10 protein-coding genes and 4 pseudogenes are annotated in these 15,261 nt (G+C 32.4%); 11 read left to right on the top strand and 3 right to left on the bottom strand.

Features of this window, described 5'->3' with window-relative positions; translation table 11 throughout:
- Positions 1-627 precede the first annotated feature (627 nt).
- Positions 628-1,101, top strand: a complete 474-nt coding sequence (locus MHH71_RS10905) for a hypothetical protein (protein ID WP_003202760.1) — start codon at positions 628-630, stop codon at positions 1,099-1,101.
- A gap of 132 nt (positions 1,102-1,233) precedes the next feature.
- Here MHH71_RS10905 and MHH71_RS10900 read toward each other — a convergent pair.
- Positions 1,234-1,398 (bottom strand): annotated as a pseudogene (locus tag MHH71_RS10900) (helix-turn-helix domain-containing protein); the annotation flags it as partial.
- Positions 1,344-1,466: a hypothetical protein gene (locus tag MHH71_RS10895; protein WP_006097040.1), complete on the bottom strand. Its 123-nt coding sequence runs from the start codon at positions 1,464-1,466 to the stop codon at positions 1,344-1,346. The gene MHH71_RS10895 and the pseudogene MHH71_RS10900, both read right to left, overlap by 55 nt.
- Positions 1,467-1,727: 261 nt before the next feature.
- Here MHH71_RS10895 and MHH71_RS10890 point away from each other — a divergent pair, with 261 nt between their 5' ends.
- The 10 genes and pseudogenes from MHH71_RS10890 to MHH71_RS10845 all read left to right on the top strand — a co-directional run bounded on the left by MHH71_RS10890 (position 1,728) and on the right by MHH71_RS10845 (position 13,976).
- Entirely contained in the window at positions 1,728-3,869 is a 2,142-nt protein-coding gene (locus tag MHH71_RS10890; protein ID WP_006097044.1) for a binary toxin-like calcium binding domain-containing protein, read from the top strand.
- A gap of 970 nt (positions 3,870-4,839) precedes the next feature.
- A pseudogene (locus MHH71_RS10885) lies at positions 4,840-5,552 on the top strand (response regulator transcription factor).
- Complete coding sequence (locus tag MHH71_RS10880; protein WP_033799372.1) at positions 5,549-6,628, top strand: sensor histidine kinase; 1,080 nt, start codon at positions 5,549-5,551, stop codon at positions 6,626-6,628. The pseudogene MHH71_RS10885 and the gene MHH71_RS10880 overlap by 4 nt, the downstream one beginning before the upstream one ends.
- A gap of 825 nt (positions 6,629-7,453) precedes the next feature.
- A pseudogene (locus tag MHH71_RS10875) lies at positions 7,454-7,588 on the top strand (class D sortase); the annotation flags it as partial.
- A 282-nt stretch (positions 7,589-7,870) separates the two neighbouring features.
- Positions 7,871-8,593: a response regulator transcription factor gene (locus MHH71_RS10870; RefSeq protein WP_033799373.1), complete on the top strand. Its 723-nt coding sequence runs from the start codon at positions 7,871-7,873 to the stop codon at positions 8,591-8,593.
- Positions 8,577-8,792: pseudogene (locus tag MHH71_RS10865) on the top strand (ATP-binding protein); the annotation flags it as partial. The gene MHH71_RS10870 and the pseudogene MHH71_RS10865, both read left to right, overlap by 17 nt.
- A gap of 826 nt (positions 8,793-9,618) precedes the next feature.
- A complete protein-coding gene (locus MHH71_RS10860; RefSeq protein ID WP_033799374.1) occupies positions 9,619-10,263 on the top strand; it encodes an N-acetylmuramoyl-L-alanine amidase family protein in 645 nt (214 codons plus the stop codon).
- Between the two features lie 129 nt (positions 10,264-10,392).
- A complete protein-coding gene (locus tag MHH71_RS10855; RefSeq protein ID WP_033799375.1) occupies positions 10,393-11,190 on the top strand; it encodes a peptidoglycan-N-acetylglucosamine deacetylase in 798 nt (265 codons plus the stop codon).
- 16 nt (positions 11,191-11,206) lie between these two features.
- Positions 11,207-11,866, top strand: coding sequence for a YkyA family protein (locus tag MHH71_RS10850; protein WP_033799376.1), 660 nt, complete (start codon positions 11,207-11,209; stop codon positions 11,864-11,866).
- A 250-nt stretch (positions 11,867-12,116) separates the two neighbouring features.
- Positions 12,117-13,976, top strand: coding sequence for a sensor histidine kinase (locus tag MHH71_RS10845; RefSeq protein ID WP_006097059.1), 1,860 nt, complete (start codon positions 12,117-12,119; stop codon positions 13,974-13,976).
- A 142-nt stretch (positions 13,977-14,118) separates the two neighbouring features.
- Here MHH71_RS10845 and MHH71_RS10840 read toward each other — a convergent pair whose 3' ends face one another.
- A complete protein-coding gene (locus tag MHH71_RS10840) occupies positions 14,119-15,216 on the bottom strand; it encodes an ABC transporter ATP-binding protein (protein WP_006097060.1) in 1,098 nt (365 codons plus the stop codon).
- Positions 15,217-15,261 lie beyond the last annotated feature (45 nt).

Here is a 15,261-nt window from a genome sequence, read left to right as displayed (position 1 = left end):
ACACAAAACCATAAACACTTACTTCATATTTACTTTTGTTGTGGCCGATAAAAGGCATCTACCAATTGATTATACTCGCTTCTTGAAATTTCTTTATTATACAGTTTAATTAATAACTCTTTATGCGCCTTCGAAAACGCCATTTTGTCAATGAATTTTGGATACATATGATTATTCTCTCTCCGTCTGATAAATTATTATGTTGCATTTCGTCTACTACCCTTGAATATTATAATAGAATAAACAACCAATGTTTTATGAAATATTACATAAATATATAATTTATATATTTAATTAAAAAGATTAACTAGAAATCTAATGAACATGCGGGTTTCCTTTTTTATTAGTTTCATCAGCAAATACGTCAGACCTTTGAAAGGTTTTTGCAACATTTATAAAAGTAAATTGAAAGATATATATAATAAGATAAATATATCGAAAGTGATTTTATGGTTCTGTTGCAAAGTGTACTTGAGTTTCGAAAAATTTGCAACAGAACCGCAAAAGTAGAAATGTATACTTTTCTACTTTTAGATAGATAACAGTGGACTTAGTAATAAGTTAATATTATATGAAGCAGATACTTATTAATCCGATTTTAATAACATATGAGTAGGAGATGGTTTAATGGGGAGCTTTACTATCAACCGTTTTAATGGAATTGAGAAATACGAAATTTCTGAAGCTAAAATATATGCGGTGAAGAAGCAAGAAAATGAAATAATGCTATGGCTTGAAGTAGAAACAGAGCAAGAACCAATTCAATCATTACCTGATACAGTAGATTGTAAAATGAATCCTAGTGGAGAGGTAACTGTTTATATGGATAACTTAAAACTCGAAAATTTTGGAGAACAAGAATTTATTATTTCTAAAGGATATGATGAAGACAGTAACGATTTAGCAGTAAGAATATATTACTTTGAACACCAAGAGGTTAATAATAATGTACTGAAAATGAAATACAACGGAAATGGGATTTTTCATATTAATTGGACAGGGATAACTAGGGATATATCTTATTATGATGGAAGTAAGCCAGATACTACTATCGAGGTCAATGGAGAGTTTATTTTTGAAGAATTTGAAGAATGGTTATAAAAGAGGAATAATAAAACTATTAAAACCCCGTCAAAGGTTTAATCCTTCAAGACCTATTGACAGGGTTGCTGCTCTAGTCCACAGTGATTTTTCCATAATAAGGAAATGTATATCAGGATATAATCAAACCACTTATTTTAAATCGTGTATCTTCCTATATAAAGAAGATCTAGATACACTCGTAATTTCACAAATTTGTTTCACTGTCATATTTCCTTCTTCATACAGCTTAAGTGCATAATTCATTCCAGCATGCTTTTCATGATATTTTTTAACTCGTCCTTGATAATTTCCTTCATTTGTTGTAATTGTCCCTTTGGGTTCTGATCAACAGAACTTACTCGTACGTAACCTATTTTTCTCATATTCTACTCTCCTATTTTGAATCTTTGATTAATGTTCCATAAAGGGGTAGTAAGATGATTCGTGCTCTAGTCCGTCAGATATTTAAATAGAATAAAAAACAAATTGTGTACCCATTAAAGCCTCTGTAAGAGTTTTGTAACATTTATGAGAGAGTTTTATAACATTTATGAGAGAGAAATGAGAGATATGTTAGATATGATGAAGTTAATCTTACTAGTAGGTGTTCGAACTCACCTAAAAATCAAGGAGGAAAAATAACAATGAAGAAATTGAAACCAGCACTTAGTGTATTAGGTAGTGTAACGATGGCACTGACTATAGCATCCCCTGCTTTAGCAGACGTAAAGCAGCCGAATGCAGGAAGTACAGTTGAAATATTCAAAGAGGATGCAAATGCAAAAGAAGGAAAAGTTATTTATGGAACTGACGGAAAAAAGGGAAAGATGTCTACTGAAAAAATTGACTTACAAAATAACGATTGGGATAACGATGGTATTTCTAACGACTTAGAGATAAAAGGCTATAAAATTGAATTCAATGGACAAACTGGGAAAAATGAGGCTCGGGCATGGAATCCAGAGACAGACAAAAATAAGTTAAAATTTATCACGGATCCTATGATGGGGAATTCGGATGGAGATGCTTTTTCAGATGCATATGAAGTTCAGCACTATGGCAATAACTCTGATACTGAGTTTAATCCAATGGTTGCAAATATGCCGAATTTACAAATTGGCGTAAAACGTATTAAGATTACTCCTGTTGCGTCTATTACGGATTCAAACGGTGGGTCCATTAATCAAGGTTGGGAAAAAAGTGTATCGACACAACATTCGTTTGGTATAGGAGCAGGTGTAGAAGGTGGTGCTGAAGGTTCAGCAGCTGGTCCTGTTCCTTCTGGAAAGGCCTCAGTAAATGTAAGTTATGGATACTCGAAAACATCAACAGATACAGAAAGATATTCTTCTAATCTTGATTGGTCTACCGCAAAAACTGTTGATTCAGCAAAAGCAGCGCAAGTGAGCATACAGTTAGAATATAAAAATACAGGGACGGCGTCTGCTCAAAATGTTTCACCTCATTTTAACATTCGTTTAGGAGAAGATATTATCCATACATCAAAGGGAACACAAGAACGTTATAAAGCAAATCAGTTAAGTACAGAAAAAGGTGGAAGAAATACAACAGAAGTATTGGTAGACAGTGTAGAGAATAACCCAGATGTAAAGATTTATTTATCGTTAGATCAATTAAAAGCTGTTGAACAAGGTGCCCCTCTTTCTGTTGAAGTACTACCTACGAGTACAATGGACTTGTATATGCAGGAAGATGGAAAATATATAACTTTAGGAGATTCAGGGAAATATGAATCTGATGTAAATTCTGCTACTGCATTACTAGAGACTGATATCGGGAATAAACCGAAGTTTAGAATGTATGCACCAGACAATACTAGTAGTGATAAAAATTTAACGTTTAACGAGGTTCTTAAGCATGTTAAAGTAGATTCTACAAAGATAAATGAATTTATAGAGAATAGCGAAGGAAAACAAACTATCATTGCGAAAGATATGCTAGAAAATGTTAAAGAATCTCATGTTTCGAAAAGGACAAAAGTCGGTGTTTTCACAAAAATTCAGCAACCGGAGTTGTCACATAGTGCTTATAATCCATTTACGAAAAAGTTTTATGCATCAGTCGTGCCTGGCTTATTCGGAGCAAGTGATGAAATCTCTGCTTCTTTTGAAAATAAAAAGTCCAAACAAACACAACAAGTAACATTAGTGAAAAAAGGAAACGTATATGAGTCTAAAGAAACTGTAAGTTTGAATGATTTCAATCCAACACAACAAGTTACATTTGAAATCAATGATGCACAAAAGAAACTTCCGACACAAAAAATTTCTACAGTTGTTACATATAATAAAGAATATGAAGATTATTTGAAACTTCAATACAGCGATGAACTTATTGTAGAGGGAACTCCTTATACTATGAAATCTAATGGATATCCTGTGCAAAGTTATAAAGGAAATGATAATTGGGAATACCTTGCGGTTGCTGGGAATTACCTTAAACCAGTTAATGTAATTATTGAAAGAAAAGGGCAGCCTAAACCTGGACAACCAATCAAAAAAGGTGAAGAGGTAAACATTAAATTTCAAAATAGTGTTCATTCAGGCTATTCATATTTAAAACTTCATGATAGTTATATTCGTTTAGACCAAAAACAAAATGCAAGTACTTTTAAATTTGATCATGTAGATGCCCGTTTCGGCAGTACTTCCAATGGGGATTGGGCACTACAATCTGATGGTAACTATATAGGGTCGCATTTTAACGGTTATGTGTCATATGGTAGTAAGGATAACAATAGAGTGACTTTCGAAAAAGCTAAGTAAAAGGGAACGGTTTTGTTGCAAAGTTTAAAAAAACACCGGTAATGAACGGAACCCAAAAAGTTAGACACAAGAATGTAGGCTGATTTTGGACTTGTCAACATTTACTGGACCCTAATTTAGGTGAATATTGGTTTTGTTTCTGTAAAGTGGACATCTCTAAAAAGGCGAAGCTATCAGTGTGTTTCGATATAGAATCGGGGCACACTGATTTGTTTTTTTCTGTGATTTTTTGTTATTGTAGAATTATATATCGCTTTCAATTGTTTGAACCCATTGTTCTTTGACTTGACATTCTAAAAATTGGCTGTCTCTGTTTTTAAATGCGAAAAAAATATTCAATATAAGCATGATCCAAATCATTTCCTTATGGGAACGACTTCTTATCAGATTGTAAGCTTTTATACGGTAGGTTAGATGTATATATATTGAAAAACTGATTCAGAATGCAGAGTAGCGTCTTATATAGGCCTTTTCAAGATACAATCTTATGATTATAAAGATCTTGGACAACAGATACATCATAAAGTCGATTCTGACAGGATAAATGAATAATCTTCGTAAAAAAATCTGATTTAAAATTTCTGTTTGTATGACTAGATAAATACGACGATTTAGATTATTTATCTAGTCATATAAATAAACCAATGTTAAAATTATCATCTGGATTATATAGTATTTTTCGAATTTTTAGTTATTTAAAGACCGAAGTGTGAGATTCTGATTTAGTGATACGATCAGTTGTTACATCTTCATATCTAAATTTTATTTTCCAAACGAGTGGTTAAAAACCACCGTCTTTAGACGGTATCAACTTTAGCCTTATAAGTTTTGTTTGTTGTAACGAACTTTAGTCGGATCTTAGCCGAGCGTGATGCCACCTACTTGAGTAGGGGGATGTTTACATATTTATTAGATGAAAGCATATAAGAGAACATTTTGTATTATTGGTGAAAAGAAGAGATGATTACAGATGAAAAAAAGAATTTTAATCGTAGAAGATGAAGAAAATATTCGAGAAGTATGCAAACGGTACTTAGAAAGAGAAGGATATGAAGTATATACCGCTGTAAATGGAACAGAAGGTTGGGATTTATTTCTTACTCATCAACCAGATTTAATTATTTTAGATTTGATGATGCCGAAAAAGAAGGATGGGAATTATGCGAGGAAATTCGTCAACAATCAAATGTCCCTATTATTATGTTAACTGCCAAGGGCGAGGGAAGAGATCGAATGTTAGGCTTAACAATGGATGCAGATGATTATCTATCAAAGCCGTTTTCACCTCGTGAATTAGTATTAAGGGCTCAAATTATACTAAGAAGAGGCAACCAGATACCGATACAAGCAAAAGAATCCCTATCAGAAGTGATAGAATTTCCAGATTTAAAAATTTATCCAAAGACGAGATGTGTACTTGTTTGTGAACATGAAGTGGATTTAACAGTGAAAGAGTTTGAAGTACTTTATGTCATGGCAAAGCATCCAAAATAAGTATTTTCTCGCTCACAACTTCTTGAACTCATTTGGGGTACTGAACATGAAGGGATTACAAACACAGTCACCGTGGTAGTGAGTCGTTTACGTGACAAGCTGGAGAAGCATACGATAAAGAGTCGTTGGATTCACACGGTTTGGGGGATAGGATATCGTTTTGAACCAAATGGAGGAAGTGAAACATGAGATTACGTATTCAATTGTTACTGATGAATGTATTAAGTACCAGTATCATGGTACTGGCTATATGGTATAGTGAGACGAAAATGTTACTTGAACCGGAACAAACAAAATTATTAACAATAATTGCGGTTGTGGCATTCATGATTTCAACGTTTATTTACTGGTTAATGACACGCCCTATCATGAGATCTATCAAAAATTTAATGGCATTAACGAAACAATTTAGTGATAGACAATTTGAAACAATGTATATAATTGGAAAAGAACCACAGGAGTTTAAAGAATTAGCAACAGCCTTTCAACAGATGGCAAAAAAGTTAGAAGAAGGGTTTACTAAGTTAGAAGAAGGGGAAAAAGCACGTAAAGAGCTGATTACGAATATTTCACACGACTTACGCACGCCTATGGCTAGCATGCAATTAATGATAGAAGCAATACAAGATGACCTCATTGAAGATCCTGAAATGAAAAAGCAGTACTTAGCGACGACCTTAAAAGAAATAAAACGATTAAGTGGATTAATTAATGACTTATTTGATCTTTCAAAGTTAGAACTTGGACAAGTAGATTTTTATCCAAGTTTCACACATATGGACAAAGTCCTATTAGATGTACTTGAGTCATACTCTGTCTTATCAGCAAACAAACAGATTGATTTACAATTGCATGTTCCTGATACATTACCTCGACTTTTAATCATGCCATGTAAAATAGCACGAGTTATCAGTAATTTGTTAGATAATGCGATTCGGTATTCTCCTGTCTCCGGAACAATTGAGTTGATTGTAGAGGAAAATAAGCAGAAGCAACAAGTCCAATTCATTTTGCGTGATGAAGGAGAAGGAATTACTCCAAATGACCAATTACGTGTATTTGAACGCTTTTTTAGAACAGATCAATCCAGAAGTTCACAATCTGGAGGATCCGGTCTCGGACTCGCCATTACAAAATCATTAATTGAAATGCACAACGGAGAAATTGGTGTGAGAAATCGCTCAGATGGAAAACAGGGAAGTGAATTTTGGTTTACTCTTCCCATCACATCAGAAAAAAATAAGACTGCTGAAAGATCTGTGTAATATTTATATTATAGAAATAAAAGGTCTCCTGTAACGTACCACTAAACAGTGTGTTACAGGAGGTCTTTTACTTGATAAAAATAAAATATGTATTTTTAAATATCTGTGCAGTTTTGTTTTTCTTTCCCCCTACTTCTTCTTTGTTATATAAAATCTACACAATAAACGTGAAATTGAACAAATTAGATGCTTTAAAAAATTTCACACTTATTCTAGGTACTATACTTTCAGAGTCGAAATGTTTTAAACAAATGTTCGTTTAATGTCCTCACAATTGATGCTACATCATATAAGTAAAAAAGAGATAAGAACACTTTTATTAAGTGCATTATCTCTTTTCGAATATGTATTTCATATCCCATGTAAATTTACCACATATTTCAATGGGACTTACAGATTGCTCTTCAATAATAATTACATCTTATTTTTGTAAAAAATATACAAATTTAACTTTTCTCAAAATACATTATAGAAATAGCTGTACTTTGTTTGTGTTAAAAAATTATAGTTATCTTTACCTATCATCACATATTTTTATAACTTCTATAAACTGAATGTAAATATAGTTAATTAGGTAAGAATTTTATATATACACATTTATAGGTGTTTTGGATACAATTATCATTTTCCCTTTTCGCAATTATATCTTTAAATGAAATGCATGTAATCTGCATTTCATCTTTATATAACGGATATATATTATTAATATATCCAATGGGATGTGAAAAAGTATACGAGGAGAAAAATAAAAAAGAAAATTTCATCAATCCATGCGATGGCGCTATTAACAGTAGAATATTCGGTAACAAGTGCGTTTCCTGGAACAATGACACCACATTGAAAAAAGGAGTTGGTATGTTTGTAAGTGATAGTACTACAGCTCCTTCTGAAAGTGGTCATACTGTACGAAGTGGACAGCGTGATACAGTCTTTACAGAGCTAGGAGAGGTGATAGAGAAAGTACGCCCCAAACTGAACATTCTCCAGTATTTATTCTTTTAGAAATGGTATATAAACAGAACGTATCTAAACATACGAGGAATCAATTGTTAAAACTACCATCTGGATTATAGAATCGCTTTTAATAATTTTTAGTGAATAGAAGACCAAAGTGCTGGCTTCTAACCTAACAATACTATCAGTGATAACAGCTGTATATCTAAGTTTCATAGATTTATTAGATGAAAGCAGATAAAAGAAACATTTCTTTTGTGATTGATGAAAAAGAAGAGAGGATTATATATGAAACAAAGAATTTTAATCATAGAAGATGAAGAAAATATTCGAGAAGTATGCAAACGATACTTAGAAAGAGAAGGATATGAAGTATACACAGCTATGAATGGAATGGAAGGCTGGGATTTATTTCTTACTCATCAACCAGATTTAATTCTTTTAGATCTGATGATGTCGAAAAAAGATGGCTGGGAATTATGCGAGGAAATTCGTCAACAATCAAATGTCCCTATAATTATGTTAACTGCTAAAGGCGAGGAAAGAGATCGAATTTTAGGCTTAACAATTGGTGCGGATGATTATGTAACAAAGCCGTTTTCACCTCGTGAATTAGTATTAAGGGTTCAAATTATACTAAAGAGAGGTAATCAGATACCGATACAAGAAGAAGAATTCCTATCAGAAGTGATAGAATTTCCGGATTTAAAAATTTATCCAAAGACGAGATGTGTACTTGTTTGTGAAAATAAAGTGGAGTTAACAGTGAAAGAGTTTGAGGTACTTTATGTCATGGCAAAGCATCCAAAACAAGTATTTTCTCGTTCGCAACTTCTTGAACTCATTTGGGATTTTGAATATGACGGAGTTACACACACGGTAACCGTGTTAGTGAGTCGTTTACGTGAGAAGCTGGAGAAACATACGATAAAGAATCGTTGGATTCATACGGTTTGGGGAATAGGATATTGCTTTGAACCAAATGGAGGAAATGAAATTACGCGTATTTGAACGCTTTTTTAGAACAGGTCAATCCAGAAGTTCACAATCTGGAGGATCCGGTCTCGGACTCGCCATTACAAAATCATTAATTGAAATGCACAACGGAGAAATTGGTGTGAGAGATCGCTCAGATGGGAAACAGGGAAGTGAATTTTGGTTTACTCTTCCCATCACACCAGAAAAAACTAACAACTTATCGAATTTCATTATTAAAGAAAAGACACTCATTTGGGTGTCTTTTCTTTATGAAAAAATCCCTACACAATGTGCTGGGACCAGGAGCAACTGTATCGTATCTTTATCTTAGTACATACACCCTCCACTAGCAAAACTGTATAACGCCATTTTTGTAAATTAAAAAACAAATTATTTAAACACCACTTAAATGATGCCCACTAACGCATAACCACTTCAAACATTATCAACCTCTATCAAAAGATACCAAAAAATTATCAATGATAATCACTTCATCTGTTTAATCTTCTATAGAAAAACGGGCAGAAATCCCATCGATATGAGAAAAACAGACATACACGTTAATGAATGTATATTGTGTCTCCTTTTGTAGATAACAATCTTTAAAACAAATGCATGTTATCTGCATCTAATCTTTATATAAAACTTATACCATATAAATATACCCAAAAGGTAATACAGAACTTATAGGAATCTACCATTTTGAAAAAAACATACTAAAAGTTTTTGAGTCATTTTAACCGTGTTTTAAGTAAATTGTGTTGGTGACCGATTTCAATAGTTTTTCTCCATATAATGCAACATAAATGACATTGTATTGCACTACATGCTCTTAGCGTTGTTAAAATTACTTGTTTTAATGTCGAAATTTGCTTAATTCTGATTTGCGGTCTGTGCCCATTATAGATGGTTCAAGAAGGAGGAATTTTATCAATTTACCGTCTGCATTTATATTTGTAAGAGTTTTGTAACGCTCACGATATTATTTTTATTTTAAAAAAATCTATTAAATTGTAAACATATTATCAAAAGCAAGTTGATCCAAAGGGGATTTTTTTATGAACAAAAAAATGATTATATTTCCTATACTGATTTTTATATGTATTACATCGGTCTATTTTTTATTCAGTCCAAGAGTAAAAGGAACAATGTATGAAGATACATTATCGAAAAAAGTTATCGTCATAGATCCAGGACATGGAGGAAATGATCCTGGATCTATTGGATCAAAAGGAACAAAAGAAAAAGATATAACTCTCAAAACAGCTAAAAACATTCAACAAAAGCTCGTGGGAAAAGGAATGACTGTAATTTTAACGCGTGAAGATGATACGTTTGTACCACTAAAAAATCGCGTAGCTATTGCTCACAATAAATCAGCTGATCTCTTTCTTAGTATTCATTATGACGGTTTCACAACTAATGATGTAAAAGGAGTAACAACATACTATTACAAGGGATTAAAAGAACAAGCATTGGCAGAAACGATACACGAACATTTATTCAAACATATACAGGCAAAAAATAGAGGTGTAAAATCTGGCGATTACTATGTTTTACGAGAAAATCAACAACCATCAATTTTACTTGAGCTAGGTTATATTACAAACCCAGAAGATGAGGAACGAATGAATTCACAACAATTCCAAGCAGATGTAGCCTCTGGAATTGTTAATGGTGTTATAGAATATTTTAAAAAATAGTAGTCTAGTTAAATCAGACTACTAAACCAAAAATAAAATTCAGTATATAATTAAAAATTTCAATTTTACTGAATAAATTTATTCAGTAGAAAATATATAACTAAAGGTTACTAGAAAGGACATACTAGAATGTTTACAAAAGGACTAAAAATAACGTTGATTATATCAATAGTTGCTTGTATCACACTAGGAATTTTTATGTTTCAATTCTTCACTTCACCTGCCAAAGGGGTAATGAACCAAGAAAATAGTGTTCAACTGGCAAGTGAGCAAACAAAAGGAGAAATGAAAAAAACAGCCCCCGATAAATATAATGGTCAGGTTCGGAAAGTAGCATACTTAACATTCGATGATGGACCAAGTCAATTTCAAAAAGAAATCTTAGATATTTTAAAGAGTAATAATATAAAAGGAACTTTCTTTATGATTGGTGGAAATATCCCAGCTCATAAAGAAAGCGTAAAACGCTTAGTAAATGAAGGTCACTATCCAGGTGTTCATAGTATGACACACGATAATAAAAAGCTGTATATCCAAGGCAAATTTGTTGAAGAAATGCAACAAGCGCAAAATATCATGAAAGAAGTAACTGGAATTCATCCAAATCTTGTTCGTTGTCCATATGGGAGTATGCCCGGACTTACACAGGCATTAAGAGACAAAATGGTAAATGTCGGTATGAAAGAGTGGGATTGGACAATAGATTCTTCAGATTGGAGGTTCCCAGGAAATCCAGATGCTGTTGTTCAAAAAACGATTTCTCAGGTCAGTGAAAATCGCGAAATCATTTTAATGCATGAAAAATCACAGACAGTGCAGGCGTTGCAAAGAATTATTGATGATCTTCGTAGTAAAGGTTATGAATTTGAAGTATATGATGAAGCCTCTCATTTCCCATTAAATTTTTGGAAGGATAATCGCATCTAAGTAGGAGGAATTGCAGTTGATATATAGAAACCTAGCACTTATAACAGCCTTATCAGTAACCTTGTTGTCAGGCTGTTCAGGACAAAAACCAGAAGAAAAATTATATGTGGCATTTGAAAGTGCTACAAAACAAGAAAAGACAATGTTTGAAGATACAAAAAAATTAGCGGCATTAGAAAAACAAGGACAAGAGTTATATACTCAAATTACACTTGAAGGAAAAGAGAATAATCAAGTAGTAAAAGAAAAGTTAGATCAAGCTGTAACAAACATACATGATCGTGAAAAGGTATTAGAGAAAGAGAAAAACACCTTAGAAAATGCACAAAATGAAGTGAAGTCTGTTGATAAATATATAAAGAAATTAGAAGATAAGAAATTACAAGAACAGGCTGAAAAAGTTCAAGATCTGTATAGAAATCGTGCTGATTCTTTCAAAAAATTACATGATAGTTATAAAAAATCATTACAATTAGAACAAGAACTGTACAAAATGCTACAAGCAAAAGATGAAAAACTTAAATCAATTACTGAGAAAGTAAAAACGATCAATCAGTCTTATGAACAAATTCATTCAGATCAGGATAGATTTAATAAGTACACGAATGAGTATAATCAGAAGAAATTAGCCTTTTATAAACAAGCAAATATTAAAATTAAAGAAAGTAAAAAATAAAACGATTGTAAAAAACGAAGTGTATTGTGAGAGTTTTTTATAATTCAAACCCACAAAAGCCAAATTCTTGCTAATCAAGAGCAATTTGGCTTTTTGTGTTCGATAGTCATTTCAATTAGATTTAGGATATGAAGTATTAGAAGCAATAGATGGGAAAGACAGTGAACTACCCACCACTTAAATTCTAACGAATTAAATCCAAGAGTGTTATAATCATTGTTCGAGCAGTTTGTAAATTGGAGGATAAAGTATGAAAAGAGGGATTGTATTAAAATTATTTATGTTAACAACAGCGTTATGTATGTTGATCTTGGCAACTATTTTTGTTGGACAAACGATATTCTTTAAACAATTTTATGCGCATAAAAAAGTGGATGATATCAAAAGAAACATGAAATCTTTTGAAACAGATTATTTAAATAGTGGAGGAAATTCACAAGGCATTCAAAAGTTAGAACAAGATTTTTACCGAGAACATAATACATGGATTACAACATTAGATAGTAATGGTAATTTAAAGAATGTAAATGATTTTTATATAGAAGTAAAATTAAATCAGTCTAAAGATAAAGAAAATCAATTCGCTAATTCTACAATTACCATACCGCTGTACAATTTCAAGGTTGAGGACGATCATGCGAGGAATATTGCAAATGAAATATTCCCTTTAGGAGAAACAGTTACTTTGAGGGGTATAGAAAAAAATGCTACATTCATTCCTTTTTCTGCATTCTTTAAAACAGAAACTCCAAATTTGGTAAATACGACATTAGATAAAAAAGTAAATGAATTTGGAGAAAAACTTAAAAATAAATATACAACTAAAGACTTGTCTAAAAAAGAGGACATTGATTATAAAAGAAAATATGAAAAAGAAACGCCTGTAAAATATCTAGACGGGAAAATTACAAAGGTTCAACTTTCGGGTGGGAATGAACAATCGAATTTTGTTTATACAAATAACTTATTTATGGAAAGGATACAAGAGTTTCAGGCAGACTTATTGCTAAATGAAAAGACTACTAACTATGATTCCTTACAAGAAATCGATTATGAGCAGAATGATATTAAATATAAGTTAATAATAAAACCGATAAAGGATAAGAGCGGTGCAATAACATACATTTTTTCAATGACTTCGTTGCAGCCAGTTGATGAAGCTGTACAAATGATACAAGAGTATTATGTCTATATTATTATGTTTGTGCTGCTTCTTATTTTTCTAGCTTCTTTTTACTATTCAAAAAAGATTGCAAGGCCCTTATTACAAATAAATAAGACAACCAAGAAAATTGCAAACTTAGATTTCTCGGAAAGGGTTCCAGTCATGTCAAAAGATGAAATTGGTGATTTATCTCAAAATATTAATTTACTTTCAAATACATTGCATTCACATATTGAGCAATTGCAACTAGACATAGAGAAAGAAAAAAAATTAGAAAATACAAGAAAAGAGTTTATTTCAGGGGTATCGCATGAGTTAAAGACACCTCTAAGTATTATGAAGAGTTGTATTTCTATCTTAAAAGATGGTGTTGCAAGTCATAAGAAAGAGTATTACTTTAAGGCAATGGAAAAAGAAGTGGATAAGATGGATATGTTAATTGTGGACATGCTTGAGTTAGCAAAATTTGAATCTGGTACGTATAAAATGCAGATGGATGTTTTTTATATTGACAAAGCCATTCAGCATGTCTGTGAACAATTATCTTTGGAGATAACAAAAAAGCAATTACATGTTCACACACATCTTGCTGCAACTGAAGTCATTGCAAATCATCGTCGTATGGAACAAGTAATCACAAACTTTATCACGAATGCTATTCGTTATACGCCAGAAAAAGAGGATATTATTATTTCTACAATAGATGAGCCAAGTCGCATAAAAGTTTGTATCGAAAATAAAGGGGCCCATATTGAAGAAGATCAATTAGATAAGATTTGGGATCGTTTTTACCGAGTTGATACAGCTCGTCAACGTTCACAAGGTGGAACAGGTCTTGGACTTGCCATTTCAAAAAATATTTTAGAACTTCATGGAGCAGAGTATGGAGTACACAATACAGTTGATGGCGTGTTGTTTTATTTCTATTTACAGAAAAAAGTGTAGAACGAAGGTTCTACACTTTTTTTCATTTATTTTGATAGTATCTTTACCTTTTCTTTAACGTAAAGAGAATAGGTTGATTTGTATCCAAATGTACAAAATTCCCGAAATAATATGGTGCGTTCTGTTGCAAAAAGATACAATTTTATTTAATACGTAGTTGTGTTTCGGTATCAAAGAAATGTACTTTGTCCATATCAAATACAAGTTGCATAGCCTCTCTTGTTTGATAATCATTACGTGTATCTAAACGTGCAATAAAGGATTGATTGTGTAACGTAGCATAGATCATCGATTCGGCTCCAAGCAATTCTGCAACTTCAATTTTTATATTTATAATATAATCAGGCAATGTTTCTAGCATACTTGGATTATCATAGATATGTTCCGGGCGAATGCCAAGAATTATGTTTTTATTTTCATAACCTTGTTCACGTAGTGCTTCTAATTTTTTTTCTGGAATACTCAGTTTGATATGACCTAAAATAAAATTTCCATTTTCCACTTTTCCCGTAAAGAAATTCATGGCTGGTGAACCAATAAAGCCACCAACAAATACGTTTTCGGGATATTCATAGACTTCTTTTGGTGTACCAACCTGTTGTATCCGTCCATCTTTCATAACCACAAGGCGCGTTGCCATTGTCATAGCCTCAGTTTGGTCATGCGTAACATAAATGGTTGTTGTTTGTAAGCGATGATGCAGTTTTGAAATTTCAGAGCGCATGGTAACACGTAGTTTTGCATCTAGATTTGATAATGGCTCATCCATTAAAAATACTTTTGCATCACGGACAATGGCACGCCCTAAAGCAACACGTTGTCTTTGACCACCGGATAACGCGTTTGGCTTCCGTTTTAAAAGTTCTTCTAATCCAAGAACTCTTGCTGCGTTTTGAACACGACGCTCAATTTCATCTTTTGGTAACTTACGAATTTTTAAACCAAATGCCATATTATCATACACGGTCATATGAGGATAGAGGGCATAATTTTGGAATACCATTGCGATGTCACGGTCCTTTGGTGGTATGTCATTCACATATTTTTCATCAATGTATAAATCTCCTTGTGAAATCCCCTCTAATCCGGCAATCATACGTAAAGTGGTCGACTTACCACATCCAGAAGGACCAACAAACACTATAAATTCTTTATCTTGAATATGAAGATTAAAATTCTCCACCGCTGGCACATTATTGTCATATATTTTATAAATGTTTTTTAATACTACCTCTGTCATGTTTCTACCTCCTGTAATAAAAAAACTATATATGTTTTTATCATT

It is taken from the genome of Bacillus sp. FSL H8-0534 (assembly GCF_038005885.1).
GTDB lineage: Bacteria > Bacillota > Bacilli > Bacillales > Bacillaceae_G > Bacillus_A > Bacillus_A pseudomycoides.
The sequence above is the reverse complement of the archived record's forward strand: the minus strand, read 5'-3'. Positions and strand labels throughout refer to the sequence as shown.